At 71.8% G+C, this 26,214-nt stretch carries 25 protein-coding genes, 1 tRNA gene and 1 pseudogene; 10 read left to right on the top strand and 17 right to left on the bottom strand.

What is annotated here, in order from left to right; translation table 11 throughout:
• Nucleotides 1-25 precede the first annotated feature (25 nt).
• From AB0C33_RS32985 to AB0C33_RS32995, 3 genes are all read left to right on the top strand, one after another.
• Nucleotides 26-1,417: a sigma 54-interacting transcriptional regulator gene (locus AB0C33_RS32985; RefSeq protein ID WP_352326127.1), complete on the top strand. Its 1,392-nt coding sequence runs from the start codon at nt 26-28 to the stop codon at nt 1,415-1,417.
• Nucleotides 1,418-1,479: 62 nt separating this feature from the next.
• Nucleotides 1,480-2,238 carry a hypothetical protein gene (locus AB0C33_RS32990; protein ID WP_358294490.1) on the top strand — a complete coding sequence of 253 codons (759 nt, stop codon included), beginning with the start codon at nt 1,480-1,482 and terminating at the stop codon, nt 2,236-2,238.
• A 37-nt stretch (nt 2,239-2,275) separates the two neighbouring features.
• A complete protein-coding gene (locus AB0C33_RS32995) occupies nt 2,276-4,243 on the top strand; it encodes a hypothetical protein (RefSeq protein WP_358294623.1) in 1,968 nt (655 codons plus the stop codon).
• A 47-nt stretch (nt 4,244-4,290) separates the two neighbouring features.
• Here the strand turns inward: AB0C33_RS32995 and AB0C33_RS33000 are convergent, their stop codons facing one another.
• The 3 genes from AB0C33_RS33000 to AB0C33_RS33010 all read right to left on the bottom strand — a co-directional run bounded on the left by AB0C33_RS33000 (nt 4,291) and on the right by AB0C33_RS33010 (nt 6,678).
• A complete protein-coding gene (locus AB0C33_RS33000; protein WP_358294491.1) occupies nt 4,291-4,515 on the bottom strand; it encodes a hypothetical protein in 225 nt (74 codons plus the stop codon).
• Between the two features lie 190 nt (nt 4,516-4,705).
• Entirely contained in the window at nt 4,706-5,938 is a 1,233-nt protein-coding gene (locus tag AB0C33_RS33005; RefSeq protein WP_358294492.1) for a helix-turn-helix transcriptional regulator, read from the bottom strand.
• Nucleotides 5,939-6,255: 317 nt separating this feature from the next.
• The gene (locus AB0C33_RS33010) at nt 6,256-6,678 is read right to left on the bottom strand and encodes a DUF6292 family protein (RefSeq protein ID WP_358294493.1); all 423 of its coding nucleotides are present in this window, start codon (nt 6,676-6,678) and stop codon (nt 6,256-6,258) included.
• A gap of 139 nt (nt 6,679-6,817) precedes the next feature.
• Between AB0C33_RS33010 and AB0C33_RS33015 the strand changes: the two genes are divergently transcribed.
• Together AB0C33_RS33015 and AB0C33_RS33020 are read left to right on the top strand one after the other, a co-directional pair.
• Nucleotides 6,818-6,943: a hypothetical protein gene (locus tag AB0C33_RS33015; RefSeq protein WP_352326121.1), complete on the top strand. Its 126-nt coding sequence runs from the start codon at nt 6,818-6,820 to the stop codon at nt 6,941-6,943.
• A gap of 10 nt (nt 6,944-6,953) precedes the next feature.
• The gene (locus AB0C33_RS33020; protein ID WP_352352991.1) at nt 6,954-7,385 is read left to right on the top strand and encodes a DUF2269 family protein; all 432 of its coding nucleotides are present in this window, start codon (nt 6,954-6,956) and stop codon (nt 7,383-7,385) included.
• A gap of 16 nt (nt 7,386-7,401) precedes the next feature.
• Here the strand turns inward: AB0C33_RS33020 and AB0C33_RS33025 are convergent, their stop codons facing one another.
• Both AB0C33_RS33025 and AB0C33_RS33030 read right to left on the bottom strand, forming a co-directional pair.
• Nucleotides 7,402-8,541 carry a cystathionine gamma-synthase gene (locus tag AB0C33_RS33025; protein WP_358294494.1) on the bottom strand — a complete coding sequence of 380 codons (1,140 nt, stop codon included), beginning with the start codon at nt 8,539-8,541 and terminating at the stop codon, nt 7,402-7,404.
• A 133-nt stretch (nt 8,542-8,674) separates the two neighbouring features.
• Nucleotides 8,675-8,875, bottom strand: coding sequence for a hypothetical protein (locus tag AB0C33_RS33030; protein WP_358294495.1), 201 nt, complete (start codon nt 8,873-8,875; stop codon nt 8,675-8,677).
• A gap of 588 nt (nt 8,876-9,463) precedes the next feature.
• Between AB0C33_RS33030 and AB0C33_RS33035 the strand changes: the two are divergent.
• Nucleotides 9,464-9,730: pseudogene (locus AB0C33_RS33035) on the top strand (histidine kinase dimerization/phosphoacceptor domain-containing protein); the annotation flags it as partial.
• 285 nt (nt 9,731-10,015) lie between these two features.
• Here AB0C33_RS33035 and AB0C33_RS33040 read toward each other — a convergent pair.
• On the bottom strand, nt 10,016-13,231 hold the full coding sequence (locus AB0C33_RS33040; protein WP_358294496.1) for a BTAD domain-containing putative transcriptional regulator: 3,216 nt from the start codon (nt 13,229-13,231) through the stop codon (nt 10,016-10,018).
• A 72-nt stretch (nt 13,232-13,303) separates the two neighbouring features.
• Here AB0C33_RS33040 and AB0C33_RS33045 point away from each other — a divergent pair, with 72 nt between their 5' ends.
• On the top strand, nt 13,304-14,152 hold the full coding sequence (locus tag AB0C33_RS33045) for an NAD(P)-binding domain-containing protein (protein ID WP_358294497.1): 849 nt from the start codon (nt 13,304-13,306) through the stop codon (nt 14,150-14,152).
• On the opposite strand, the gene AB0C33_RS33050 is transcribed toward AB0C33_RS33045, so the two are convergent.
• On the bottom strand, nt 14,153-15,523 hold the full coding sequence (locus AB0C33_RS33050) for a cystathionine beta-synthase (RefSeq protein WP_352323551.1): 1,371 nt from the start codon (nt 15,521-15,523) through the stop codon (nt 14,153-14,155).
• Nucleotides 15,524-15,649: 126 nt separating this feature from the next.
• Between AB0C33_RS33050 and AB0C33_RS33055 the strand changes: the two genes are divergently transcribed.
• From AB0C33_RS33055 to AB0C33_RS33065, 3 genes are all read left to right on the top strand, one after another.
• Entirely contained in the window at nt 15,650-16,633 is a 984-nt protein-coding gene (locus AB0C33_RS33055) for an SGNH/GDSL hydrolase family protein (protein WP_352323552.1), read from the top strand.
• A gap of 146 nt (nt 16,634-16,779) precedes the next feature.
• Nucleotides 16,780-18,108 carry a PQQ-binding-like beta-propeller repeat protein gene (locus AB0C33_RS33060; RefSeq protein ID WP_358294498.1) on the top strand — a complete coding sequence of 443 codons (1,329 nt, stop codon included), beginning with the start codon at nt 16,780-16,782 and terminating at the stop codon, nt 18,106-18,108.
• Nucleotides 18,109-18,182: 74 nt separating this feature from the next.
• Nucleotides 18,183-19,400, top strand: coding sequence for an acetyl-CoA C-acetyltransferase (locus AB0C33_RS33065; RefSeq protein WP_358294499.1), 1,218 nt, complete (start codon nt 18,183-18,185; stop codon nt 19,398-19,400).
• Nucleotides 19,401-19,463: 63 nt separating this feature from the next.
• Here AB0C33_RS33065 and AB0C33_RS33070 read toward each other — a convergent pair whose 3' ends face one another.
• The 10 genes from AB0C33_RS33070 to AB0C33_RS33115 all read right to left on the bottom strand — a co-directional run bounded on the left by AB0C33_RS33070 (nt 19,464) and on the right by AB0C33_RS33115 (nt 26,200).
• Nucleotides 19,464-19,871 carry a PPOX class F420-dependent oxidoreductase gene (locus AB0C33_RS33070; RefSeq protein ID WP_358294500.1) on the bottom strand — a complete coding sequence of 136 codons (408 nt, stop codon included), beginning with the start codon at nt 19,869-19,871 and terminating at the stop codon, nt 19,464-19,466.
• 56 nt (nt 19,872-19,927) lie between these two features.
• Complete coding sequence (locus AB0C33_RS33075) at nt 19,928-20,161, bottom strand: DUF4287 domain-containing protein (RefSeq protein WP_352323556.1); 234 nt, start codon at nt 20,159-20,161, stop codon at nt 19,928-19,930.
• A 159-nt stretch (nt 20,162-20,320) separates the two neighbouring features.
• On the bottom strand, nt 20,321-21,112 hold the full coding sequence (locus AB0C33_RS33080; protein ID WP_358294501.1) for a Bax inhibitor-1/YccA family protein: 792 nt from the start codon (nt 21,110-21,112) through the stop codon (nt 20,321-20,323).
• 365 nt (nt 21,113-21,477) lie between these two features.
• Nucleotides 21,478-21,553, bottom strand: a tRNA-Leu gene (locus AB0C33_RS33085).
• Between the two features lie 49 nt (nt 21,554-21,602).
• Complete coding sequence (locus AB0C33_RS33090) at nt 21,603-22,127, bottom strand: peptide deformylase (protein ID WP_358294502.1); 525 nt, start codon at nt 22,125-22,127, stop codon at nt 21,603-21,605.
• Nucleotides 22,124-22,636: an ACT domain-containing protein gene (locus AB0C33_RS33095; RefSeq protein WP_358294503.1), complete on the bottom strand. Its 513-nt coding sequence runs from the start codon at nt 22,634-22,636 to the stop codon at nt 22,124-22,126. Before AB0C33_RS33095 ends, AB0C33_RS33090 begins: the two co-directional genes overlap by 4 nt.
• Nucleotides 22,637-22,716: 80 nt before the next feature.
• Entirely contained in the window at nt 22,717-24,033 is a 1,317-nt protein-coding gene (locus AB0C33_RS33100) for an NAD(P)/FAD-dependent oxidoreductase (protein ID WP_358294504.1), read from the bottom strand.
• A 95-nt stretch (nt 24,034-24,128) separates the two neighbouring features.
• Nucleotides 24,129-24,923 (bottom strand): uracil-DNA glycosylase, encoded by a 795-nt coding sequence (locus AB0C33_RS33105; protein WP_358294506.1) that lies wholly within the window; start codon nt 24,921-24,923, stop codon nt 24,129-24,131.
• 18 nt (nt 24,924-24,941) lie between these two features.
• Entirely contained in the window at nt 24,942-25,877 is a 936-nt protein-coding gene (locus AB0C33_RS33110; protein WP_358294508.1) for a hypothetical protein, read from the bottom strand.
• Nucleotides 25,874-26,200, bottom strand: a complete 327-nt coding sequence (locus AB0C33_RS33115; protein WP_358294510.1) for a PadR family transcriptional regulator — start codon at nt 26,198-26,200, stop codon at nt 25,874-25,876. The genes AB0C33_RS33110 and AB0C33_RS33115 overlap by 4 nt, the downstream gene beginning before the upstream one ends.
• Between the last annotated feature and the right edge of the window lie 14 nt (nt 26,201-26,214).

A 26,214-nucleotide genomic window follows, 5' to 3' on the forward strand; every position in this document is an offset into this window, starting at 1 on the left:
TCGCGGGGGACGTAGTCTCGATCCCGTGCATCAGCCACGTATTCTCCGCGAGTTGCGGGAGAGCGGCCACGTTCATCGCAGCGTCAAGGCCGAGGTCCGGGAAAACCTGCTGGCCAGGCTGCGGGCCGGCGAGCCCCGGTTCCCCGGCATAGTGGGCTTCGACGACTCCGTCCTGCCACACCTGGAGCGGGCGCTGCTCGCCGGGCACGACCTGGTCCTGCTCGGTGAGCGAGGGCAGGGCAAGACGCGGCTCATCCGCACGATCACCGGCCTGCTCGACGAGTGGACCCCGGTGGTCGAGGGCTGCGAGATCAACGACCATCCGTACGCACCCGCCTGCACGCGCTGCAAGACCCTGGCGCGCGAGCTGGGCGACGAGCTGCCGGTGGCGTGGAAGCACCGCGACGAGCGTTACGGCGAGAAGCTCGCCACTCCCGACACCTCCGTCGGCGACCTCATCGGCGACGTCGACCCCATCAAGATCGCAGAGGGGCGCACCCTCGGCGACCCCGAGACCGTCCACTACGGCCTGGTCCCCCGCACCAACCGTGGCGTGTTCTCCGTCAACGAGCTGCCCGACCTGGCCGAGCGCATCCAGGTCTCGCTGCTCAACGTGCTGGAGGAACGTGACATCCAGGTGCGCGGCTACAACCTGCGCCTGCCCCTCGACATCCTGCTCATCGCCAGCGCCAACCCCGAGGACTACACCAACAGGGGCCGCATCATCACGCCGCTGAAGGACCGCTTCGGCGCCGAGATCCGCACCCACTACCCGCTCACGGTCGAGGACGAGCTCACCCTCATCCGCCAGGAGTCGGTGCCCGACATCGGGGCCGACGTGCCGGAGCACCTGATCGAGGTGATCGCCAGGTTCACCCGGCTGGTCCGCGAGTCCACGGCCGTCGACGCCCGTTCCGGCGTGTCGGCGCGCTTCTCGATCGCCGCCGCCGAGACCGCCGCGGCCTCCGCCGTGCGCAGGTCCGCGATCAAGGGCGAGGACCAGGCCGTCACGCGCGTCTGCGACCTGGCCTGCGTCGTCCACAGCCTGCGCGGCAAGGTGGAGTTCGAGGTCAGCGAGGAGGGCAGGGAGACCGAGATCCTGGCCCACCTGCTGCGCCGGGCCACGGCCGAGACGTTCAGGAACAGGCTGGGCGGCATGGACCTGGCACCGGTGACCGACAAGTTCGCCGAGGGCAACCAGGTGGAGTCCGGCGACATGGTGGCCGCGGCCGAGCTGCTGCATCGGATCGGTCCGGTCAGCGGCCTGGCCAAGATCATGTCCAGGCTCGGCATGGGCGCCGGCGAGGAGTCCCCCGGGCACGCCGCGGCGGCCCTGGAGTTCGCGCTGGAAGGTCTCTACCTGATGCGGCGGCTGTCAAAGGAAGACCTCGACGGGGTCACGATCTACAGGACGTGAACAATCGGGCGGTTTCCCGCGTCGTAGTGTTTGGTTGATCACGACTCCGGGGGGAACCGCCCATGCGCCTGCTCATCCATGCCACCGCCGTCGGCCTCGTCCTGGGCGGCCTCGCGCTTCCCGCGCAGGCGGCCCCCGCCGAGGCAGCCGCCAAGACCGCCTACGGCTACGCCTGGGCCGACGGCAAGGGCAGCCTGCGGATCGTGCCCATGAAGCCCGCCAAGGTGCGGCGCGGCGGCAACGTGCTCTACAAGCTGACCGCGATCCCGGGGGCCGAAGAGCTCAAGCTCGACTACACCCGCGCCGCCTACAGCCGGGTGACGACGGCCTGCGACCTGAAGGAGACCGAGGGCCGGGTCGCGCTGGACCGCGACGGCCTGGGCCGGACGTCGTGCAAGCCCGCCCAGCTCACCGTCGGGCTCCGGGAGGGCGCGGTCCCGCTGCGCGTCGAGTACGAGGGCGGCAAGGCCGTGAAGGCCCAGGAGTTCCTGCTGAACGCCTGGCCGGAGCCGGTCACCGCGCGCGGCTCGGTCAAGCGCGTCGACGACGCGACGATCCTGTTCAGCACCGGAGGCAAGCAGCTCAAGCTCGGCTACACGTACCTGACGTCCTTCTACCGGGCCACCGCCCGCTGCGGCGACCGCTGGGTGTCCGGGAAGCCGGCCGGCGTCGACAAGCGCGGGCTCGGCACGCTGCCCTGCGAGTCGGCCGATCTGACCAAGGCGCTCAAGGGGGCCGGGCGCGCGGTGCAGGTGCAGGTGAGTTATACGCCCGACGCGAACAGCGCGGTCGAGGTGTGGGAAGTGGCCAGGCGTCCGTAGACGGGCGGGGGCGGGTTGGGGTTAGCGTGGAAGCGTGATGGCCTTCCGCTACGGCGAATACCACGACGGCCCCGACCCCCTGGCCCCTCCTTACGACGTACGCGCGGCCCTCGACGAGATGGGCGACGCGATCCTGTCCGGTTCGACGCCGGTCCACGCGCTGCGCGACCTGCTCAAGCGCGGGCTGCCCGGCAGCCAGGACCGGCGGGGCCTCGACGACATGCTCAAGGAGGTCCGCAGGCGGCGCAGGGACCTGCGCGAGCGCGGGCGGCTCGACGGCACCCTCGAACGCGCGCGGGCATTGCTGGACAAGGCGATCGGGCAGGAGCGGGCCGAGCTGTTCCCCGACCCGTCCGACGACGCGCGGCTGCGCGAGGCCGGGCTCGACGGGCTGCCGGAGGACACCGCGAGCGCCATCCAGGAGCTGAGCACGTACGAGTGGCGTTCGGCGGCGGCCCGCCAGACGTTCGAGGAGCTGCGCGACCTGCTTCGGCGCGAGGTGCTCGACAGCCAGTTCAGAGGGCTCCGCGACGCGCTGGCCAACCCCGACCCCGAGGCCATGGCCCGTGTCCGGCAGATGATGTCCGATCTGAACGACATGCTGGACAGGGACACCCGGGGCGAGCACACCCAAGAAGACTTTGACGCCTTTATGGCGAAATATGGCGATTTGTACCCAGAAACGCCCCGGAACCTTGAGGAGCTCGTCGACATCCTGGCCCGGCGGGCCGCCGCCACCCAGCGCATGCTGGCCTCGATGACCCCCCGCCAGCGCGAGGAGCTGTCCGGCCTCATCAACCAGACCCTCGACCAGGCCGGCCTGTCCGACCAGATGCGCCGCCTCGGCGAGGCCCTGCACGCCCGCCGTCCCGACCTGGCCTGGAACGCCCCCGAGCGCCTGACCGGCGAGGAGCCCCTGGCCATGGGCGACGCCGTCACCGCGCTGGAGGAGCTGGCCGACCTCACCCAGCTGGAGACCGCCCTGCGCCAGGACTACCCGGGCGCGCGGCTCGACGACATCGACGAGGCCGCCGTACGCCGCGCGCTGGGCCGGGCGGCGGTCGACGACCTGGAGGCGCTCAAGCGCATCGAACGCGAGCTGGAGGAGCAGGGCTACCTGCTGCGCCGCCGCGGCAAGCTGGAGCTGACCCCGAAGGCGGTCCGGCGGCTCGGCGAGACCGCGCTGCGGCGCGTGTTCTCCTCCCTCGACGCGGGCCGCCGCGGCGACCACGACCAGCACGACGCGGGCTCGGCCGGCGAACTCACCGGCTCCACCCGGCCGTGGCGCTTCGGCGACGAGCAGCCGATCGACGTCGTCCGTACGCTGGTCAACGGCGTGCGAAGCGGCGGCGTGGCGACCGCCCCGCAGGACGGGCGGGCCCGGGTGCGGCTGTCCGTCGACGACTTCGAGGTCTCCGAGACCGAGCGCCGCAGCGCGGCGGCGGTGTGCCTGCTGGTCGACCTGTCGTACTCGATGGCCCTGCGCGGCACGTGGGCCGCGGCCAAGCAGACGGCGCTGGCCCTCCAGGCGCTGGTGGCCTCCAAGTTCCCGCAGGACGCCGTGCAGATCATCGGCTTCTCCAACTACGCCAGGGTCCTGCAGCCCGACGAGCTGGCCGGCCTCGACTGGGACATGGTCCAGGGCACCAACCTCCACCACGCCCTCCTGATCGCCGGCCGCCACCTCGACCGCCACCCCGACTTCGAGCCGGTGGTGCTGGTGGTCACCGACGGCGAGCCGACCGCCCACCTCATGCGCAACGGCAGGTCGGCCTTCGAGTGGCCGCCGTCGCACGAGACGCTGGAGCTGACGCTGGCCGAGGTGGACAAGATGACGCGACGGCGGGCGACGATCAACGTCTTCATGCTGGCGGCCGACGACCGGCTGAAGGAGTTCGTGGACGAGGTGGCCCGCAGGAACGGCGGCCGGGTGTTCTCACCGAGCGCCGACCGACTCGGCGAATACGTCGTCAGCGACTTCCTCCGCCTCCGCCGCTCCCGCTGACCGGAGGGAATGCCTTCGCTCATCGGCATTCCTCCGGCGCTGGAGGCTCACTCCGCCGTACGGCTGAACGCTCGGAGACGACGGGCGGCCGTCGTCTCGATCCTGGTCTCCTCGGCCAGGTTCTCGGCCAGCTCGTCCAGCGTCGCTCCACAGCGGACGTTGGACAGCACGCTTCCGCGGGGAACCGGGCTCCTGCGGACGGCCACCCAGCCTCCGGTCACGTCATGGATGTGCCAGCCGGGGTTGCCGGCCCGCACCAGCCGCACGCTCACGGCCACTGTCTCGCCACCGCTGAACGGGCCGTGGCCCAGGCGGACAGCCGCACCGGCACGCGGCCCTGGGACGTCAGACGGGCCCTCAAGCCGCCCGGGTGCCCGGGGTTCAGTACGTCGTCATGTCGCGGCACGTGACCGAAACTACGGACGTCGCCGGAAGGAAAGTCACACGCTGTGTGCGACTTCTCTAGGGGGTCGTCCGCCGGATGCGTCGCGCCAGCGATCGCAGGGGCTCCGGAACGCGCGTATGCGCTCGCAGCAGGCCGGTGACCGTCTCGCGGGCCATCGGGTGGTACGCCGTGTGCTGCGGGGACAGCCGCTCCGCGCGCCTGAGCGAGTCGAGGGCACGATCCGGCCTGCCGGCCATGAGCTGGAGCCGGGCGAGATCGATGTAGTGGTGCGAAGACCTCTCGGGTGGGAGGGATCGGGGCGGAGTGAAGCCCTCGTTCCGCCGCAGCGCCTCGTCGGGGTCCTCCAGCTCGATGGCGGCCGCTATCTCGTGGATGCGCACGTTTCCGGGCCCGAAGGCGAGGCCGTGGTGGTTGGTGTCGCGGCCGATGCGCGAGGCGTACTCGCGCGCCGCCGCCAGGTGTTCCCACGCGTCCGTCCCTCGTGGGCGCAGCCGGGCGGACAGGATGGCGGACCTCAGGTGCATCGAGCCCAGGACGGCCAGCCCCGGTTCGCTGTCCGAGACCAGGTCGTCGAACTCCTGGTGGGCGTGTTCGAGGAAGGTGAGTCCTGTGCGGTAGGCCGCCGAGCCGAAGAACACCTGGGCCCGCTCCTCGGCGACGTAGGCGAGCAGTTCCGGTATGCCGGTCTCGCGCGCGGCCTGCGCCGCACGATCCACGGCGACGGAGACGAGATCGACGTATCCGAGGCGATAGGCGACGGACTTGGCGGCCACGAAGGCGTACATCATCATCTCGGCCACGGTCCGGCGCTTCGTGCCCTCACTGCCGTGCAGGACGGCGGACAGTTCCTCGATCAGGCCCGGTAGCACCCGGCCGAGTTCTGCATAGTCGATCCTGTCGAGCAGGACGCCGACCCTGCGAACGTCATCGGCCATCGCGTCGAGCGCTCTGGGCTCCACAGCGAGCTCAGGCGGGACGTCCCAGTGGTTGAGCGCGATGCGGACGGCGGGAATGCCGGCGTGCGCCCGGTCGGCCGGTGCGGTGGAGCCCCGGTAGGGCTGTCCGGTGAGTTCGGTGACGCCGATGCGCAACGCCCTGGCCACGGCGGCGATGAACCAGGGGGTCGCGGGCTTGCTTCCTCGCTCGACCTGGGACACCAGGCTCTTGGAGCAGGGCACGAGCAGGGCCAGGCCGTCCTGTGTCAACCCGGCCAGCTTCCTGGCCTCGGCGATCCGGGGGCCGATGCCGGCGTCGTCCAGGATCAGGATGTTCGTACCGGCGGAGCTCATGGGAGTCCCCTTCCCGGGAAGCCGGCTGCTGCCTTTTGGCTCAGGGTAAGAGGTGGCCGTCCGAGAGGGAGCCGGTTCGGCGGGACGATGCGCCGGAAGCGGGAGAGGGCCGCGCTGTGCGGGGCCGTGACACCTCGTGCCCGGCGGGATGGGCGGGGTACCGGGGGCGGCAGCCACCGGCGCGGGGGTTCGGGGGAGCTCGGCTCCCCCGAGGAAGCAGGGCCCGGAGCCCTTCAGCGCGCAGCGTCCCCAGGGCGGAGGCCCTTGCCTTTGGGGCTTTGGGGCTTTGGGGCTTTGGGGCTTGTCCTGGGGGTCTGTCAGGCTTCGATCAGGCGGGCGTAGAAGTCGAGGGCCACGTCGAATCCGTCGCGGCAGTTGCGGTGCGACCGGTAACAGGGCCGCCAGGCCGAGCTGGCCCCCACTCCGGCCCGCGCGTCCACCAGCGCCGACGGCACGCGCTCCGGCCGGGGCAGCAGCCCGTGGCCCAGGTAGCGGACGCCGGTCAGCTCGGTGTGCGCGCCCGGCCCGCCGGAGACGAAGCGGCCGAGCCGCCAGCCGCTCTCCTCGTCCCACACCAGCGCGTGGCCGTCGGTCAGCTTGACCGTGGCGTGCCGCGGATCACAGGGCCCCTCCCACCAGTCGGCCACCTCGGCTCCGAGCAGGTCGACGACGCGCTCCACATAGCCCGCCGGCTGCTGCAGCCACTCGTCGGTGTAAGGCTCGACATGCCTGATGGCCACGGACGGCACCCCCTTGTGCCCTGAAGGTAAGAAAAAAGCGACGGTGACCAACCATACCCGTGGCGAACTTATTCCGTTGCACGTCCGTCTAGTCATTACGGACGATATTTACGTCGGACACGGGGAAGGAGGAGAGCCCATGATTGCCACGATCCTGCTGATCACCCTGATGGCCGTAGCGGTGGCCGCCACGGAGCTCATCATGCGTTGCTCCTCGCAGGTTAAAGAGAGTGTCGAGCCGCCGACCGAGATCGTCGGGGACTAGTCTCAGGCGCATGTCCCTGCTTCTCTGGCTGCACATCGGCTTCGCCATCTTCACGATCGGCCCGCTGACCGCCGCGACGATGGCGGCTCCGCGGGCCATCCGCACAAACAACGTGCCCGTCCTGCGGAACATCCAGCGCACCACGAGGATCTACAGCCTGGCCAGCCTGGGTGTGCTGGTGTTCGGCGTGGCCCTGGGCATCGTCGTCGGGAACGGCGTGCTCGGCCTGTGGTACATGACGGCGTCGATGACGCTGTTCATCGTGGCGATCGTGTTGCTGGTCATCATCGACCGCGACCTGCGCACCGCCCTCCGCGCGCTCGAAAGCGAGAACGCGGAGGACGACGCGAAGGTGCAGACCGGCCGGGTCGCGGCGATCAGCGGCCTGCTGGCCGTGATCTGGCTGGTGATCCTCTTCCTGATGGTCGTCCCGACGCCTTGATGGTCGTCCCGACGCCTTAGCCGAGGGCCTGGGTGAGGTCGGCGAGCAGGTCGTCGACCGTCTCGATGCCGACCGACAGGCGCACCAGGTCGCTCGGCACCTCCAGGGGCGAGCCCGCCGCGGAGGCGTGCGTCATGCGGCCCGGGTGCTCGATGAGCGACTCGACGCCGCCCAGCGACTCGCCGAGCGTGAACAGCTTGGCCCGGTTGCACACCTCCACGGCCTCGGCCTCGCCGCCCGCCACGCGGAAGGACACCATGCCGCCGAAGCGCCGCATCTGCTTGGCGGCGACCTCGTGGCCGGAGTGCTCGGCCAGGCCCGGGTAGAGCACCTGGGTCACGCGCGGGTGCGCGAGCAGCAGGTCGACGACGCGTTCGGCGTTGTCGCAGTGGCGGTCCATGCGCACGCCGAGGGTCTTGAGCCCGCGCAGCGTCAGCCAGGCGTCGAACGGGCCGGCCACCGCGCCCATCGCGTTCTGGTGGTAGGTCAGCTCGTCGCCGAGGCCCTTGTCCCGCGCGATCAGCGCGCCGCCGACCACGTCGGAGTGGCCGCCGATGTACTTGGTGGTGGAGTGGACGACCACGTCGGCCCCGAGCGCCAGGGGCTGCTGCAGGTACGGCGAGGCGAAGGTGTTGTCCACGACCAGCAGCGCGCCGTTCTCGTGGGCCAGCTGCGCCAGGGCGGCGATGTCGGCGATGCCGAGCAGCGGGTTGGTGGGCGTCTCGACCCACACGATCCTCGTCTTCTGCGTCATGGCCGACGCCACCGCGTCGAGGTCGTGCAGCGGGACCGGGTCGTAGTGCAGGCCCCAGCGCTCGTGCACCTTGGAGAACAGCCGGTACGTGCCCCCGTACGCGTCGTTGGGGATGATCACGTGATCCTGCGGCCGGCACACCGTGCGCAGCAGGGTGTCCTCGGCGGCCAGGCCCGAGGCGAACGCCAGCCCGCGCGCGCCGCCCTCCACGGCGGCCAGCGCCTCTTCCAGCGCCGTCCGCGTGGGGTTGGCCGAGCGGCTGTACTCATATCCCGAACGCAGGCCGCCCACGCCGTCCTGCTTGTAGGTGGACGTGGCGTAGATCGGCGGCACGACCGCGCCGGTCAGCGGGTCGGGCTCCTGACCTGCGTGGATCGCCAGGGTCTCAAAACCGTTGGTCATAGGCCCCACGTTAACGGAAAGCGGCCCGCGATCCGTTCCCCAGCGGATCGCGGGCCGGTGGCGGGGCCCGTCCCCCGACGGCGCCCGCCCGGACCCGCGCGGCCATGCCCGCGCGGGCCACGTTCTCGAAGGCTCAGGCCGCCCGGGGCTCGCGGGCCGTCGCGGCCGTCGCGGCCGGGGCGCTGAGCCGGACGACCTCCACGTCGATGTGGCGGCCGCTGGCGCCCTCCGCCTCCTCACCGTTGATGCGCGAGAGCAGCACGGGGTCGGCCAGCGCGAGCAGCGCCGTGACGACCAGTCCCAACCCCAGCAGAACGAACCCGATGACAATCATGTCCTGTCCCCCTTCCGACGTGTTCCAGCATCGCCGAGGGGCCGTCGCCGCCGCCTCCGCTGAAGGGCTGGTCCGGCGGCGACCGGGTCGGCCGATCGGTTGATACGAGTTGTCCGACTTCCGGCCTACTCTCGTGACGTGGGGGATTCGAAAGGCATCGTGTACTGGGTCCGGCGGCTGAGCGAGATCGCGATGCTCGGCTGGCTCGGCCTGATGCTGATGCTCGACCTGGCCATCGCCGTCAGCACCGGGGGGTTGCAGTGGTTCGTGCCGTTCTGCGGCGCGGCCGGGATCGCGGCGGTCGTCCTGCGCCGCCGCCACCGTCTTGAGGGCTTCTGCGCGCTGCTGGGGCTGTCCTTCGCCGCGTCGGTGGTCATCGGGTCGGTCGACGCGCTGGGCGCGCCCGGCATGGCCGAGACGGGGTCGCTGCTGATCCTCCTCATCGGCGTGCTGCGGCACGTGGAGCCGGTACGGCGGGCGGCGGTGCTGTCGCTCGTGGGGCTGGGCGTGCTGATGGCCGAGTCGGCCAGGCGCGACTACCCCACGGCGGGGCTGGCGTTCGCGTTCCTGCTGTTCGCGGGGTGGTCGATGGCCGCGGGCATCGGCGCCTACCTGCGGTTCCAGCAGGAGCGCCGGACCGAGGCGGTGCACTCCGTACGCCGGGCCGAACGTCTCGAACTGGCCAGGGAGCTGCACGACCTGGTCGCCCACCACATCACTGGCATCGTCGTCCAGGCCCAGGCCGCGCGTACGGTCGCCGAGCACAAGCCCGAGGCCGTGCTGCCCGCGCTCGACGCGATCGCCTCGGCCGGGTCGGAGGCGCTGACCTCGATGCGGCGCATGGTCACCGTCCTGCGCACCGAGGACGAGGCCGACCGCAGGCCCGGCACGACGCTGGCCGACCTGCGGCTGCTGACTGAGCGGTTCTCGGTCGAGGGGCCGAAGGTGGCGTTCGAGATCGGGTCGGGCATCGACGACCGGACGCTGCCGCCCGAGGTGATGACGACGCTGCACCGGGTCCTGCTGGAGTCGCTCACCAACGTGCGCAAGCACGCCACCCGGGCCGCGTGGGTGGAGGCCGACCTGCGGCGGTACGAGCGGGTGGTCGTGCTGCGGGTGCGGAACTTCGGCTCGGTCGCGTCAGACCCGCGGGTGTCCCGGCTGGGCGGCGGGTTCGGGCTGGTCGGCATGGCCGAGCGGGTGGAGGCTCTGGGCGGCAGGCTCTACGCGGGCCCGTCCCCCGAGGGCCCCTGGGAAGTGATCGCCGAGTTCCCGCTCCCCTGACCCGGCCGGCCAGCCGGCCGGGCCCTCGCCGGGTTCCCACTGGCCCGTGACCTCAGGATCCCGCTCCCCTGCCGCGAAGGCCCCGGCGAACCCCGGCTCGCCCAGGGCGGTGCGCAGGCGGGCGGTGATCCGGTCCACGTCATGGCGTTCGCCGGCGGGAAGGGGCGCGCCGACGGCCCGCCGGAGCGCCGCGGCCCGTCCCAGCTTCCGCGCCGCCTCCGCCAGGTGCTCGCGGCCCGCGATCGACAACGCCCCCGCCAGCCCCTCCAGGGCCAGCGCGACGGCCCGCGGGTCGCCCGTCGCGCGGGCGTTCGCGTACCCCTCGCGCTGGCGCGCCAGCGCCGTCTCGGCGTCGCCGCGCTGCTCGGCCACGAACCCCCACTCGGCCATGACGAACGCCGTCCCTGGCGTCCCCCGCACCTGCCGCAGCCAGTCGAGCGCGGACAGCAGGTACGACTCCGCCTCCTCGTACCGCCCCTGCCTGCGGGCGCTCATGGCCAGGCCGAGCAGCGCGTTCTCCTCCGCCGACCGGTACGACTGCGCCACCGCCAGCCGCCTGGCCCGCCCGTGGTAGTCGTCGGACCGCTCGCAGTCGCCCGTGAGCAGCGCGAGCCGGCCGAGCGCGGCCAGCTTGAACGACACGTCGAACCCCAGCCCCTCGGCCAGCCGCAGCGCCTCCTGCCGCAGCCGGGCCGCCCGCTCGTAGTCGCCGCGGATCTCAGCCAGCCGGTCGAGGACGTCCATGGCCTCGACCTGCCCCCATTCGTCCCCCAGCTCGCGGAAGAGGGCCAGGCCGCGCTCGCCGTCGCGTTCCATCGCCGCGAGGTCGCCGCGGCCCACCGCGAGCTTGGCCCGCAGGCACAGCGCCGCCGCCACCCCCCACCGGTCCCCCAGCTCCTCGTACGCCGCCAGCGCCCGTCCCACCGCGTCCCGGTGCGCCGCGTGGTCGCCGTACGCCCAGCGGACGAAGCTGAGGAACCAGTCGGCCAGCGCGGCCCCCGCCCGGTCGAGCGCGGCGCGGCGTACCGGCGGGGTGGGCTCGCCGAGCAGCAGCCCGATGCCGGCCAGCCACACCGAGGCCAGGGCCGCGGCGCTGTCCTCGCCGCCCGCCGCCAGCGCCGCCTCGATCGACCTGCGGGCCTCGCGCAGCCTGCCGCGCAGGATCCAGTACCAGGCGAGCGCGTTGGCCAGGCGCAGGGGCTCCGGCCCTGACAGGGCCAGCCGCAGGTTGGCGCTCTCGGCGTCCAGCCGGTCGAGCCATTCGTGCTGGCGCGGGCCGCGCAGCTCGGCGCGGGCGGCCAGGTCGGTGTAGTAGCGGGCGTGCCGCTCCCGCAGCAGGTCGTGCTCACCGGCCTCGCGCAGCCGTTCGAGGCAGTAGGCGGTCACCGACTCCAGCAGCCGGTAGCGGGGTCCCAGGGGACCGGGCGCCACGGCGACCAGCGACCGGTCCACGAGCCTGGCCAGCACGTCGAGCACGTCCACGCCGGGCTCGGCGCAGACCGCCTCGGCGGCCTCCAGGGTGCAGCCGTCGGCGTGCGCGGCCAGCCGCCGCAGCACCGCGCGTTCCTCGTCCGACAGCAGCTCCCAGCTCCAGTCGATGGTGGCCCGCAGCGTGCGCTGCCGGGCCGGGGCGTCCCGCATCCCGGCGCTGAGCAGCCTGAACCGGTCGTCCAGGCGGGCGGCCAGCTCCTGTACGCCGAGCGCCCGCACCCGCGTCGCCGCCAGCTCCAGGGCCAGCGGGATGCCGTCGAGCCGCCGGCAGATGACGGCCACGGTGGGGCCGGGCTCGACGTCCGCGCGGGCCGCGAAGAGCCGCACGGCGTCGGCCTCGGCCAGCGGGTGGACGACCCGGACCCGTTCGCCGGACACGCCCAGCGGCTCCTGGCTGGTGGCCAGCACGCGCAGGCCGGGCGCGGCCCGCAGCAGCGCCGAGACGAGCCCGGCGACCTGCTCGACCAGGTGCTCGCAGTTGTCCAGGACCAGCAGCGCGCTCCGGCCCGCCAGCACCCCGGCCAGCCTGGACGCCAGCGGCACGGAGTCGTCGTCGCGCACGCCCAGCACGGCCGCCACCGCCTCGGCCACGTCGGCGCCTGCGGCCCCGGCCAGCTCCACCAGCCACACCCCGTCGGCGAACCCGCCCCGCCGCGGCTCGGCGGACCCCTCGGGGAAGGCCAGGCGGCGGGCGGCGGCGAGGGCGAGACGGGTCTTGCCCACGCCGCCCGGCCCGGTCAGGGTCACCAGCCGCGAGTCCGTCAGCAGGGCGGCGACCTCCGCGAGGTCGGCGTCCCGGCCGACCAGCGGGGTGAGCGGCGCGGGCAGGTTGGTGAGCGGTCCGGGGTCGGCGGCGGGCGGCGGGGCGGCCAGCGAGGGGTCGTGGCGCAGGATGGCCCGGTGCAGCGCGGCCAGCTCGGGCGAGGGGTCGAGCCCCAGCTCCTCTGTCAGCCTGACGCGCAGCTCCTCGTAGCCCGCCAGCGCCTCGCTCTGCCGACCGCCCCGGTACAGGGCCTTCATGTGCGAGGCGCGCAGCCGTTCGCGCAGGGGGTGCCGGGCGACCAGGTCGGCGAGGTCGACGTCGTGGCCGAGCGCGAGGCGCACCTCGGCCTGCTCCTCCAGGGCCGACAGGCGCAGCTCGGTCAGCAGGGTGATCTCGGGACGGGCGAACCCCTCGTCGGCGAAGTCGGCGTAGGCCGCGCCCCGCCACAGGGCGAGCGCCTGGTCGAGCTCGCGGGCGCGCTCACGCGGGGCGGCGCCGCGGCGGCCCACGAGCGCGCGGAACCGGACGGCGTCGCAGTCGTGGGCGGCCAGCCGGTAGCCGGCCGGGCCGTGGACGACCATGGCCGGGTCGCCGAGCGCGCGGCGGAGCTGGGAGACGCGGGCCTGGAGGGTGCCGAGCGGGTTGCGGCCGGGCCGGTCGCCCCACAGGTCGTCGATCAGCCGGTCGGCGGAGACCGGGCCGCCGCCGGCTGCCAGCAGGGCGGCGAGGAGCGCGCGGACCTTGGGCTCGGCGACGTGGATCTCCTCGCCGCCGTCCGTCCGGACGGCCAGCGGGCCGAGCACCCCGAATCGCACCATGCAGAGACTAACCCGTAGCCGGTCATAAGGATTTCCGTAGCGCGGTGCCGCAGGCTCCCTGTCATGACTCAGGTGACAGTTGCAGGACTCGGCCCGATGGGGTCGAAGATGGCCGAGACGTTCCTCGGCGCGGGTTTCGACGTGGCCGTGTGGAACCGTACGGCGAGCAAGACCGAACCGCTGGTCGCCCGGGGAGCCCGGCGCGCGGCCTCGGCCGCGGACGGCGACCTCCTGGTGTTCAGCCAGATCGGCTACCAGGCGATGTACGACAGCCTCGGCGAGGCCAGGCTCGACGGGAAGGTGCTGGTCAACCTCAGCTCGGGCACCCCCGAGGAGCTGCGCGCGGCGGCCCGCTGGGTGGCCGGACGCGGCGGCACGCTCATCACCGCCGGGATCATGGTCCCGCCCCCGGGCATCGGGCAGCCGGGGGCCTACTCCTTCTACAGCGGCCCCAAGGACGTGCTCGACCGGCACACGGCCACGCTCAGGGCCCTCGGCGACGTCATCCACGTCGGCGCGGACGAGGGCCTGGCGATGATGTACTACCAGTCGCTGCTGCTGATCTTCTGGTCGAGCCTGACCAGCCACATGCACGCCATGGCGATGCTGAGCACGGCCGGGGTCTCCCCGCTGGAGTTCCTGCCGTACGTGCGGGAGACCTTCACCCAGCTCGGCGGCGACGGCGTGATGGGGTTCGCGAAGATCCTGGCCGAGGAGTTCGCCGCCGGGACCTACCCCGGCGAGCTGAACTCGCTGCACATGCAGGCCGTGGGCCTCGGCCACGTCGTGCACGCGCTGGCCGAGGCCGGTGTGGAGACCACGGTGCCGAACGCGCTGAAGGAGCTGTTCGAGCGCGCCGACGCCGAGGGACGCGGGCACGAGGGCCTCGGCACCGTGATCGAATCGATAAGGAAGCCCTGATCAGTGGTTGGCGAGGAAGGCGAGCAGGTCCTGCCGGGTGAGCAGCCCGGCGGGCTTGCCGTCCTCCAGGACGACGGCCGCGTCGGCCTTCTCCAGCGCCTCGACCGCGCGCGCGACGGGTTCACCGCTGCCGATCGTGGGTAGCGGCGCCGACATGTGGTCGGAGATCGGGTCGTCGGAGGCGAGCCTGCCGTGGTAGAGGGCCTCCAGGAGGTCGCGCTCGACGATGGAGCCGACCACTTCGGCCGCCATGACCGGCGGCTCCTCCTTCATGACCGGAAGCTGGGACACCGAGTACTCGCGCATGATCGAGATGGCCGTGCCGACCGACTCGTGCGGGTGGGCGTGCACGAACTCCGGCAGGCCCGGCCCCTTGCGCGCCAGCACGTCGCCGACCAGGCCCTCGTCCGAGCTGGTGGTCAGGAAGCCGTAGTCGGCCATCCAGTCGTCGTTGAAGATCTTCGACAGGTAGCCGCGGCCGCCGTCAGGCAGCAGCACGACCACCACGTCGTCGGGGCCCGCCTTGGCCGCCACCTGCAGCGCCGCCACCACGGCCATGCCGCACGAGCCGCCGACCAGCAGCCCCTCCTCGCGGGCCAGGCGGCGGGTCATGTTGAAGGAGTCCTTGTCGGACACCGCGATGATCTCGTCGCAGATCCCGGTGTCGTACGTGGCCGGCCAGATGTCCTCGCCCACGCCCTCCACCAGGTAGGGACGGCCCGAGCCGCCGGAGTACACCGAGCCCTCGGGGTCGGCCCCGATGATCTTCACCCGGCCGTCGGAGACCTCCCTGAGGTAGCGGCCGGTGCCGCTGATCGTGCCGCCGGTGCCGATGCCCGCCACGAAGTGCGTGATGCGGCCGTCGGTCTGCTCCCACAGCTCGGGACCGGTCGAGTGGTAATGGGAGTCGGGGTTGTTGACGTTGGAGTACTGGTCGGGCTTCCAGGCGTTGGGGATCTCGCGGGCCAGCCGGTCGGAGACCGAGTAGTAGGACTCCGGGTGGTCGGGCGAGACGGCGGTGGGGCAGACCACGACCTCGGCCCCGTACGCGCGCAGCACCGCGATCTTGTCCTGGGCCACCTTGTCGGGCACCACGAACAGGCACCGGTAGCCCTTCTGCTGGGCCACGATGGCCAGGCCCACTCCGGTGTTGCCGGACGTCGGCTCGACGATGACGCCGCCCGGCCGCAGCGCGCCGGAGGCCTCGGCGGCCTCGATCATGCGCAGCGCGATGCGGTCCTTGACCGAGCCGCCCGGATTGAAATATTCGACCTTGGCCAGCACCTGGGCGGAGATCCCCGCCGTGACCTTGTGCAGGCGGACGAGCGGAGTGTTCCCCATGAGATCGACCAGGGAATCGTAAACGCGCACCGAGGTGTTCACCTTCTTTGCCGAAGCTTGATCAGCTTGCCCGAGGCCGAGATCCAGTGGGGGTGGCAGGCCCTCGGCTAGTTTTCAAGCAAACGCTACCGCCGAGTTCGACCGGGAGGACACTACGTGGTCTGGGCAGCAGGCATGGCACGCGCGGCCAGGCGGATCGCGATGGCGGCGGCGCTCGGAGGTGGCGGGCTCACGGCTCTGGGAGCCACGGCGTACGGCCTGCTGATCGCCGAGGGACTGCTCGCGCGCAAGGCCATCGGCCGCCCCCACGGTCTGGATGGACCGCCCTCCGACGGCGTCTACGGCGATTTCCGCGGCAAACCCCTCAAGATGGCCATGCTCGGCGATTCCACCTCGGTGGGCCTGGGCATGACCGACCCCAGCCACACCCCGGCCGTCCTGCTGGCCAACGGCGTGGCGGCGGTGGCCGAGCGGCCGGTGCACCTGCTCGTGGCGGGCAAGTCGGGCGCCCCCTCCGCCGAGCTGCCCGAGCAGGTGGACGCCGCCCTCGCCATGCGCCCGGACGTGGCGGTCATCTTCGTGGGGGCCAACGACATCATCACCCAGACGCCGCCCGCCGTGGCGGTGCGCCATCTGGCCAAAGCGGTGCGGCGGCTGCGCGAGGCGGGCGTCGAGGTGGTCGTCGGCACCTGCCCCGACCTCGGCACGGTGCGGCCCATCGCCCAGCCGCTGCGCTGGGTGACCCGGCGGTGGAGCCGTCAGCTCGCGGCGGCCCAGACCGTCGCCGTGGTCGACGCGGGCGGCCGTACGGTGGCGTTCGCCGACGTCCTGGGGCCGGAATTCGATACAAATCCGACAGAAATGTTCGGACCGGATCGTTTCCATCCATCTGACCGAGGTTACGCGCAGGCCGCTTACGCGGTGCTACCGTCGGTGTGCGCTGCGTTGGGGCTGTGGCCTGAGCCGCGGCCCGCGCGGGGCGAAGGACTGCAACCGATCTACCTTGCGGCGGCAACGGCCGCGGAGGAGCCCGGCACCGAGGTCACCGCGACCCGGGTCGACGGGCGGGCCACGGGGCTCCACGGCAAGTGGGCCACGCTGTTCCGCCGGCGGCTCGGCGAGACGCCTACCGACGCGTGAGCGCGCCCGGCGGGCGGCTCGACGATCCCACCGACGCGTGATCGTGCGCGCCGGGGGTTCGGTGACGCCTGATCCGGTCACCCTCCGAGCCTGAGCCGTCACTCCTCGTCCTCTTTTGGAGTGAATTGCCTGTGCTCCGGCCCCTCATGAAACCTTCCCTGGCCCTCGCGGGGACCCTCGCCCTGACCGCCTGCTCCGGCAGCGACGCCGCCACGGCGAACTTCCCCTCCTGGCAGAACACCCAGGTCAACGCGGTCAGCCGGATCGTGTCCGCGGCCGGTGTGGTCACCACCACCTCCATGAAGCCCGACGGCACACTGGAGACCGTGGCGCTCGGCCTCGAAGACGGCCGGCGCCTGTGGGCGTACCCGGCCACCATGGCGGGCCGCCTGCCCGGCATGGGCGTCTCCGCCCCCGCGATCGTGGAGACGGCCAAGGGCCAGGGGGTGGTCGTGGCCCTCGATCCGGCGAAGAAGGGCCGTTGGAACGCCACCCTCATCGCCCGCGACGCCCGTTCAGGGGCGCAGAAGTGGGCCAGGCCCATGCACTCCACGTTCGGGCCGCAGCGCTGCGGCCCCTACCTGTGCGTGTCGGAGCACACCGCGCTGACCCACGCCCGGATGGTCGTGCTCGACCCGGCGACCGGCCGGGTGATGTGGCGACTGCCCGGCATCTCCGAGGTCGAGTGGTCCGACCCGGCCCGGGTCCTGCTGCTGCGGATGGCCGCCAACCCCATGATCGAGTCCTACGACGTCAAGACCGGCAAGCTGCAGTGGCAGCAGCCGATCGAGCAGGCGCTCGGGCCCGGCATCGACCTGTCGGGCGGGTGGGCGTTCGGCTCGACCGGCGACAACCTGGTCGGCTACGTCGCCCCCTACACCAACCCCCAGACGAAGAAGGTCTCCACCTTCGGGCTGTTCTCCATCAGGATCAGCGACGGCACGGTGAACTGGATGCGTCCCTCGGTCGTGCGCGTCTATCCCAGCGGCAGCCCCGGCTACGCGCCCGTCGTCCGCCCGGTCGACCGCCAGGGCGCCTACGGCGGTTTCGCCAGGCTCGACTCCGAGACCGGCCGGGTGGTCGGCCAGATCACCGCCTCCGACGTCCCCGGCTCGGGCTGGTGGCTGGCCTTCCCCGACCGCATGGACAAACTGGGCTTCCTCAAGCACGACGCCAAGGGCAGCGCCTTCGACCTGGCCTCGGGCAAGCCCGCGCAGGTGGGCGAGGAGCGGGGCTGGTCCTTCTGCGTCACCGACCCCAAGCCGCTGCCGCTGCGCGGCCAGGCCCCCGGCTTCTACTCCACGGCCGCCGTCTGCGAGTACGACCTGGGCACCGGCACCCGCGTCTCCCCCATGAACGCCCCGCCGCCCTGGTTCACCGGCAGCCAGGACGGCTGGCGCCTGTGGCGCGACGAGAAGGGCGCCGTGCACGCCGTCAACGACCACACCGCCACCGCCCCCGGCATGTACGGCTGACGCGGGGCCCCGGGGCGCTTGCGAGGAGGACTGGAATATAGTTCTAATATCAGCGCCGGACACAAGGAGGGGCCATGCCCGAGGCAGTCATCGTCGCAACCGCGCGTTCCCCGATCGGACGAGCCTTCAAGGGGTCGCTCAAGGACATCCGTCCCGACGATCTGACCGTACAGATGATCCAGGCGGCGCTGGCCAAGGTGCCCCAGCTCGACCCGAACACGATCGACGACATCATGCTCGGCTGTGGCCTGCCGGGCGGTGAACAGGGCTTCAACATGGCCCGGGTGGTGGCGGTGCTGCTCGGGCTCGACACCGTGCCGGGCACGACCGTCACGCGCTACTGCTCCTCCTCGCTGCAGACCACGCGGATGGCCTTCCACGCGATCAAGGCGGGCGAGGGCGACGTGTTCGTCTCGGCCGGCGTCGAGACCGTCTCGCGCTTCGCCAAGGGCAACTCCGACTCGCTGCCCGACACCCACAACCCGCTGTTCCTCGACGCGACGGCCCGCACCAAGCAGGCGGCCGAGGGCGGCCGCACCTGGCACGACCCCCGCCAGGACGGCGCCGTCCCCGACATCTACATCGCCATGGGTCAGACCGCCGAGAACCTGGCCCAGCTCAAGGGCATCAGCCGCCGCGAGCAGGACGAGTTCGGCGTGCGCTCCCAGAACCTGGCCGAGAAGGCCCTGGCCGACGGGTTCTGGCAGAAGGACATCACCCCCGTCACGCTCCCCGACGGCACCGTGGTCAGCAAGGACGACGGCCCCCGGGCCGGCACCACGTACGAGGGGGTGGCCGGGCTCAAGCCGGTCTTCCGCCCCGACGGCACGGTCACCGCGGGCAACTGCTGCCCGCTCAACGACGGCGCGGCGGCCCTGGTCATCATGAGCGACGTCAAGGCGGCCGAGCTGGGCATCACGCCGCTGGCCCGGATCGTCAGCACCGGCGTCAGCGGGCTGTCGCCCGAGATCATGGGCCTCGGGCCGGTGGAGGCGTCCAAGCAGGCGCTGTCCCGGGCCGGGATGGCGATCGAGGACATCGACCTCGTGGAGATCAACGAGGCGTTCGCGGCGCAGGTGATCCCGTCGTACCAGGACCTCGGGATCGAGCTCGACCGGCTCAATGTCAACGGTGGCGCCATCGCCGTCGGGCATCCGTTCGGCATGACCGGGGCGCGCATCACCTCGACGCTGATCAACAGCCTGCGCCACCACGACAAGAGCCTCGGCCTTGAGACGATGTGCGTGGGCGGCGGCCAGGGCATGGCGATGGTGCTGGAGCGCCTGTCCTAGATCGTGCTCGGCGGCCCCGTGTCCGGCCTTCCCGGCCGCACGGGGCCGTTCGCGTCCCGGAGGTCAGCCCTGGCGGTCGGGGCCGGCCTGGAGCGGGGTGACGCGGACGATGACGCGCCGGTCTCTGACCATGGCCTCGCGGTAGGCGTCCCAGTCGGGGTGTTCGCCGGAGATGTCCCGGTAGTAGGCGACGAGCTGGTCCATCGCCTCCGGCAGGGAGACGATCTCGGCCGTGCCGTCGACCTGGAGCCACTCGCCGAAGAAGCCGTCGGCGAGCACGCAGAGCGAGACGCGGGGATCCCGGCGGATGTTGTGCACCTTCATCGCCGTCTCGCGGGTGCTGATGACGATGTGCCCGCCGGCCACGCCCGCCAGCACCGGCGACATCTGCGGGTGCCCTCCGCGACGGCTGGTGAGCAGGACTGCGTGGTGGTGGGTCTCGATGAAGCCGAGCGCCTTGTCCAGATCCATGTGTTCATGATGCCGCGCCCGTACTCGGAGCACGGGCGCGGGGATGGGGAAGGGCTCTACATCAAGCCCATTCGGGTACGGCGGTGCCGCTCGTGCTCCAGCACGATCGCGGCGGCGTAGCCGTGGGTCAGCCCGTGCTCGTCGGCGAGCCAGTTGGCCCGCTCGTCGCACCTCAGGAAGGATGGGCCGTTGTCGATGGCTTGGAACCACTCGGGGAGTTCGCGTCCCGTTATCGTGGGGACCCTTGCGATGAGCTTCGTCTGCGTCTCCGGTGAGTGGTTCAAGGACATGGGCACCTCCGCGGATTAAGGTCCTTTGCTCGACACTGCAACACCGCGCTGCGAATGGCAACCCCCCGGCCAGGCATCATTCTGTGACGGCAGGTAGATTTCCGGTCGCACAAAGAGAGGGCCCCGCCGGTTACGGCGAGGCCCCCAGGAGATGAACGATCAGTCGTCGCCGGTGAAATAGCTGATGAGGCGGAGCACCTCAAGGTAGATCCAGACCAGGCTCAGCATGAGGCCGAACGCGCACTGCCAGGCGAACTTGTCCGGAACGCCCTGGCGCACGCCCTGCTCGATCGAGTCGAAGTCGAGGAGCAGGAAGAAGCAGCCGATCAGGATCATGACGATGCTGAAGATGTAGCCGAGCGGGCTGTCGGTGCGCAGGCCGAGCCCGACGCCGTTGAAGATGCCGACCAGCAGGTTGACCAGCACCAGCCCGACCACCGCGATGGCGGCCGCCATGCCGTACTTGACCAGCTTGGGGGTGACGCGGACGACCCGCAGCGAGTAGACGGTCAGCACCGCGCCGAAGGCGAAGGCCGTGCCGAGCACCGCCTGGAAGACGATGCCGCTGATGGCGCCCTCGAACAGCTGGCTGATCTTGCCGAGGAAGACGCCCTCGAACACCGCGTAGCCCAGGATGAGCGCCGGGTTGGTGCTCTGGGTGAACGAGGCGATCAGGCCGAGGATGAGGGCCACGACGGCGGCGCCGACGGCCACCATCGGGGGGACGTTGAGCACCCACGTCGCGGCGGCGGCCACGACGAGCGCGCCGAGGGTGAGGAAACCCCGGACGACGACGTCGTCGAGGGTCATCGCCCGGTAGGCGGGCGGGGCCGGGGGTGCGTACGACGGGGCGTCGTACATGTTCCGCAGGGTGTCGGGTGACGGGGCCGGGCCGGCCCAACCCGCGCGCTGCTGGCGCGCCCTGCCGAATACGGGGTTCTTGCTCTCCATCGCTGCCTCCTGTGGCGCCGAGCCTACGGGGCCTGGCGGCACCTAGGTCAACTCACGCTCAGATCGAAGTTCGTCGGGGGGACTTCGGCAGCGAGGACAACGAACGTGACCTCGCACGAGTTCCCGAGGCCGGGACGGCCGTCCGGGGCCGGCGGCCGGGCGGCGAGTAACTGCGTCGCAACCAATGGAAACCGGGTTCTGTTGGGTTTCGTGATGAAAACGGAATCTTCCGGATGGCTCACCAGACCGGGTCTTCCCGGCAAACGACTGGAAGCATTGTGTGACGGGTTGACAGCAGTAGTGAACCACCGGATGCGACAAGACGCTTCACTCGGAGAAAACCCCAGGTCGGGGACACTTAAGAATGGTGCCCCCGGCGGGATTCGAACCCGCACTACAACCCTTTTAAGGGGTTTGCCTCTGCCATTGGGCTACGGGGGCGCCGCAATCATACGAAACGGACCATGCTTCCGAGGAGCACAACTTCGCATCAGGCGTCACAACTGTGAAGTCTGCGGTGAAGTGATAGCGCCCCTGGCACTCTGTCCAAGAAGAGTAGACCGTCCAGATGGTCCAGTTGGTGCTGAATGCAGCGGGCCTCGAAGGCGTCCGCCTCGATGACGACCGGCTCCCCTGTGCCCGGCAAATGCCCATGTACGGTGATGCGTGTCGCCCGGCGCACGTCGGCCATGAGCCCCGCGATGGACGCGCACCCCTCGCGCCCGCCGTCCCAGTGGGAGGCGCTCGTGAGGCGAGGGTTGACCAGGACGAGCTCCCCGGCCCATGACCGGGCCCGGGGGTGGGCCCAGGCGTTGAAGGCGATCAGCCGCCACCTCAGGCCGATCTGCGGGGCGGCCAGCCCCGTCATGGCCGTCTCGCCGCGCAGGGTGGCGAGCAGGTCGGCCGCGGCCCGCACGGTCTCGGGGGCCGCCGGGTCGACCGGCTCGGCCCTGGCCGACAGCGCCGGATGCGGCGCGCCGAGCACCTGGCGCGGGGTGCCTCTGGCGCCCGTCACAGCAGGTCCGGCTCGACGGGACGGAAGGTGATCTCCGAGTCGAGCCCGGCCCCGACCGCCGCCAGCCGGCGCATGAGGGCGGCGACGTCGACGTCCTCGGGCAGCTCGACGTCGGCGATGAGCACGTAGAGGCGGCCGGTGAGCCGGGTGCTCATGCCGGTGATGTTGCCGCCGTCGGCGGCCAGCACGGCGCTGACGGCCGAGATGATGCCCGGCCGGTCGGGGCCGTGCACGGTCAGGACGTAGCCGAGGCCGCCGCCGTCGTCGCAGAAGTGCCGCCGCGCCTCGATCGCCGAGGCGGAGACCACCAGCTCGGGCGCGCCGAGCCGCTTGGTCAGCTCGGCGGAGTCGAGGTCGCCGGAGACCAGCAGCATCATCGCCACGTACCCGCCGAGCAGCGTCATGGTCGAGTCCTGGATGTTCGCGCCGCAGTCGGCCAGCGAACCGGTGACGGCGGCGATCACGCCGGGCCGGTCCACGCCGAGCACGGTCACCGCTGAGAGCCCCACCCGTGGTACCCCTTCCGCATTGCGTCCAGGGGTGCCGAAAACGCCCCGGCGATGCTCGCCGGGGCGCTGCCGTACCTGGGCTAGCGGCGGGTCGTCGCCACCGCGGCCCTGAACCCGTCGCGCGGATGCTCCATCTCACCCAGCGAGATGGTCTCTCGCTTGAAGAACAGGGCCAGGGTCCAGTCGACGACGACACGGACCTTGCGGTTCAGCGTCGGCACCCGCGACAGATGGTAGGTGCGGTGCATGAACCACGCAGGGAAACCGCGCAGCTTGACGCCATAGACATTGGCGACGCCCTGATGCAGGCCCAGTCCGGCGACCGATCCGACATACTTGTGGCGGTAATCGACCAGTTGCTCGCCCCGCAGGTGCCGGATGATGTTGTCGGCCAGCACCTTGGCCTGGCGCACGGCGTGCTGGGCGTTGGGTGCGCAGTACTGGCCCGGGTTCGTCACGTCGGGCACCCCGGCCGCGTCGCCGGCGGCGAAGGCGTCGCGGGTGCCGGCGACGGTCAGGGCGGCGGTGGTCTTGATCCGGCCCCGCTCGTCCAGGGGCAGGTCGCTGTCGTTGACGACCGGGCTCGGCTTGACGCCCGCCGTCCACACCAGGGTCTCGGCGTCGAACTCGGTGCCGTCGCTGAGCACGACGTGGCCGCCCTCGCACGACTCCAGCCTGGTGTCCAGCTTGACCTCGATGCCGCGTTCGCGCAGCTGCTCCAGCGTCCACTTGCCCATCTCGGGGCCGACCTCGGGCAGCACCCGGTTCGTGGCCTCGACGAGGACCCAGCGCAGGTCGGCCGGGGTGATGTTGCGGTAGTAGCGGGTGGAGTCCTTGGCCATGTCCTCCAGCTCGGCCAGCGCCTCCACGCCCGCGAAGCCGGCTCCGACCACCACGAACGTGAGCGCCCTGCGCCGCACCTCGGGATCGACGGTCGACTCGGCCACGTCGAGCAGGTGCAGCACGCGGTTGCGCAGCGCGATGGCCTCGCCGACCGTCTTGAACCCGATGCCGATGTCGGTCAGCCCGGGGATCGGCAGCGTACGGGAGATCGACCCGGCGGCCATCACGATCACGTCGTAGGCCACCTGGCGCGGCTCGCCCTCGGCGGGCTGGAAGGTGACGACGCGCTCGGCGTGGTCGACCTTGGTGACCGTGCCGTTGAGGATGCGCACCTTGGGGAGGATCCGGCGCAGCGGGGCAACCATGTGCCTGGGCGAGAGGTTGCCCGCCGCCGCCTCCGGCAGGAACGGCTGGTAGGTCATGTAGGACTGGGGGTCGATGATCGTGATGCGCGCCTCGCCGCCGCGCAGCTCGCGGTGGAGCTTGCGCTGCAGCCTGAGCGCGGTGTACAGGCCGACGTACCCGCCGCCGACGATCAAGATGTGCTTGTTCATCCTGAGGCCCCATCCCTCGTGGAATGCTTGTGAAAGCATTCACAAGCTTACGTCGAGCCCTTCCGGAGAGTCCAACCCGGGGATGGTGGGACGCGTCACACCGCCAGCGACCTGGCCCGGAGGAAGACGTCGTCCAGCATCTGGGCGGTGACGCGGCCGGTGAAGGTGTTCTGCTGGCTGGGGTGGTAGCAGCCGATCAGGGTGACGGGGACGGCGTCGTGCCGGACCTCGACCTCGACGCCGTGGCCGAACCGGGGGCGGGTGCGCGGCAGCTCGTAGCCGGCGTCCTTGAGCGCGGGCCACATGGCCTGCCAGGCGAACCCGCCGAGCGCCACCACCGCCCGTACGCTCTCCGCCACCATCGCCACCTCGCGCGCCATCCACGGGAAGCAGGCGGCCTTCTCCTCCGGCGTGGGCTTGTTGGCCGGAGGCGCGCAGCGCACCGACGCCAGCACCCTGGTGTCGATGAGCTCCTGGCCGTCGCCGGCGTACGTGCTGGTCTCCTTGGCCGCCAGGCCGCAGCGGTGGAGCGAGGCGAACAGCCAGTCGCCGCTGCGGTCGCCGGTGAAGATGCGGCCCGTCCTGTTGCCCCCGTGGGCCGCCGGGGCCAGGCCGACCAGCAGCACCTTCGGCCGCTCGGCCCCCCACCCGGGGACGGGACGGCCCCAGTACGTCTCGTCCGCGAACGCGCGCCGCCGCACGCGCGCCACTTCCTCGCGCCACTCCACCAGACGCGGGCAGGCGCGGCAGACGGACTGCGCGGCCGTGAGCTCCGCGAGGGTGCCGGTGGTGGAGGCGAGGCGGCGCACGTCCGCGGGGTCATGGGCCACCGGGGTGTCAGGGGTGGCGGGATCGCCGGGCCAGCCGGTGCCGGGTGGTACGAAGCTCATGACACCGATGGTGCCCGATCACCTCGTCTTCTCGGGCACGGGCGTGGTGGCGGTGGCGGTGGCGGTCGGCGCGGGCGTCGCCGAGGGGGCGACGGGCGCCGTGGAGGCCGTCGGGCACGCGGCGGGCGCGGGGGGCGCGGCCGTGGGCATGCCGTTGTCGGCCATCATGTCCTGCTGCTGGACCAGCGGCAGCGGGTAGCGGTTGAGCACCGGCTCGCCGCAGGACCGGTCGACCATGTACCCGTGGTCCTCGGGGCTGACCGTGATCGGTTTGCCGTCCTGGTCGTAGAGGTAGACGTCGGTCAGCGGGCTGCCGTCCTTGGCGTACGGCTTGATGTTGTAGACGTCGAGGCCGCCGCCGACCAGCATCACGTCGGCCGGCGCCGCCATCGCGACCTGCTGGTCGTCCCGGTCGGAGGCCGTCACCATGCCGGCGAGCAGCGCCAGGCCCGCCAGCACGTTGACGCCCGTGGCCAGCAGCGCGGCGAAGCGCCCCCCGCGGGCCCGGCCGAACCACACCGAGACCCACACCGCCACCGCCACGAGCGCCCACTCCGCCAGGTTCCCCGGCACGACGCCGCCGCCCGCCGTGATCGCCAGCAGCAGCATGGCCAGCAGGTAGCCGCGCAGCACCCACCAGCCGGGCCGCAGCTCGGGCAGGAAGGCCACGAAGCTCCGGTACGGCTTGTGCCGCAGCAGCCCGGCATGCGCCCGCGCCGCCCACGCGCGCGGCCGCGGACGGCGACTCCGGCGGCTCTGGGGACGCCCTCCGTAGGCGGCCACCAGCTCCTCCGCGTACGCGGCGGGCGGCCCGAGCCGTTCCTCCAGCGGCAGGTCGGACTCGGCCGCGATCTCGGCCAGATGGTCGTCGAGGTCCTCGATCAGCTCCTCGCGGTCGGGGTGACCGGCCAGGGCGTCGCGGACGGCCTGCGCGTACTGTTCCGGCGTGGTCATGCGTGGCCCTCCTTGAGCAGGGAATCCATGGTGGCCGCGAACGACGCCCACCGCTTGGTCGAGGTGGCGTACAGGGTGCGGCCGACCTCGTTGAGCCCGTAGTACTTGCGGTGGGGGCCCTCGTCGGAGGCCACGACGTAGGAGTTGAGCGCGCCGGCCTTGAACAGGCGGCGCAGCGTGCCGTAGACGGAGGCGTCGCCCACCTCTTCCAGGCCCGCCTCCCTGAGCCGGCGCACGACGTCGTAGCCGTAGCCGTCGCGCTCGGCGAGCACGGCCAGCACGGCCAGGTCGAGCACGCCCTTGAGCAACTGGCTGCTATCCACGCGAAGCAGAGTAC

It is taken from the genome of Nonomuraea sp. NPDC048881 (genome assembly GCF_040649795.1).
In the GTDB taxonomy this organism is placed as follows: Bacteria; Actinomycetota; Actinomycetes; order Streptosporangiales; family Streptosporangiaceae; genus Nonomuraea.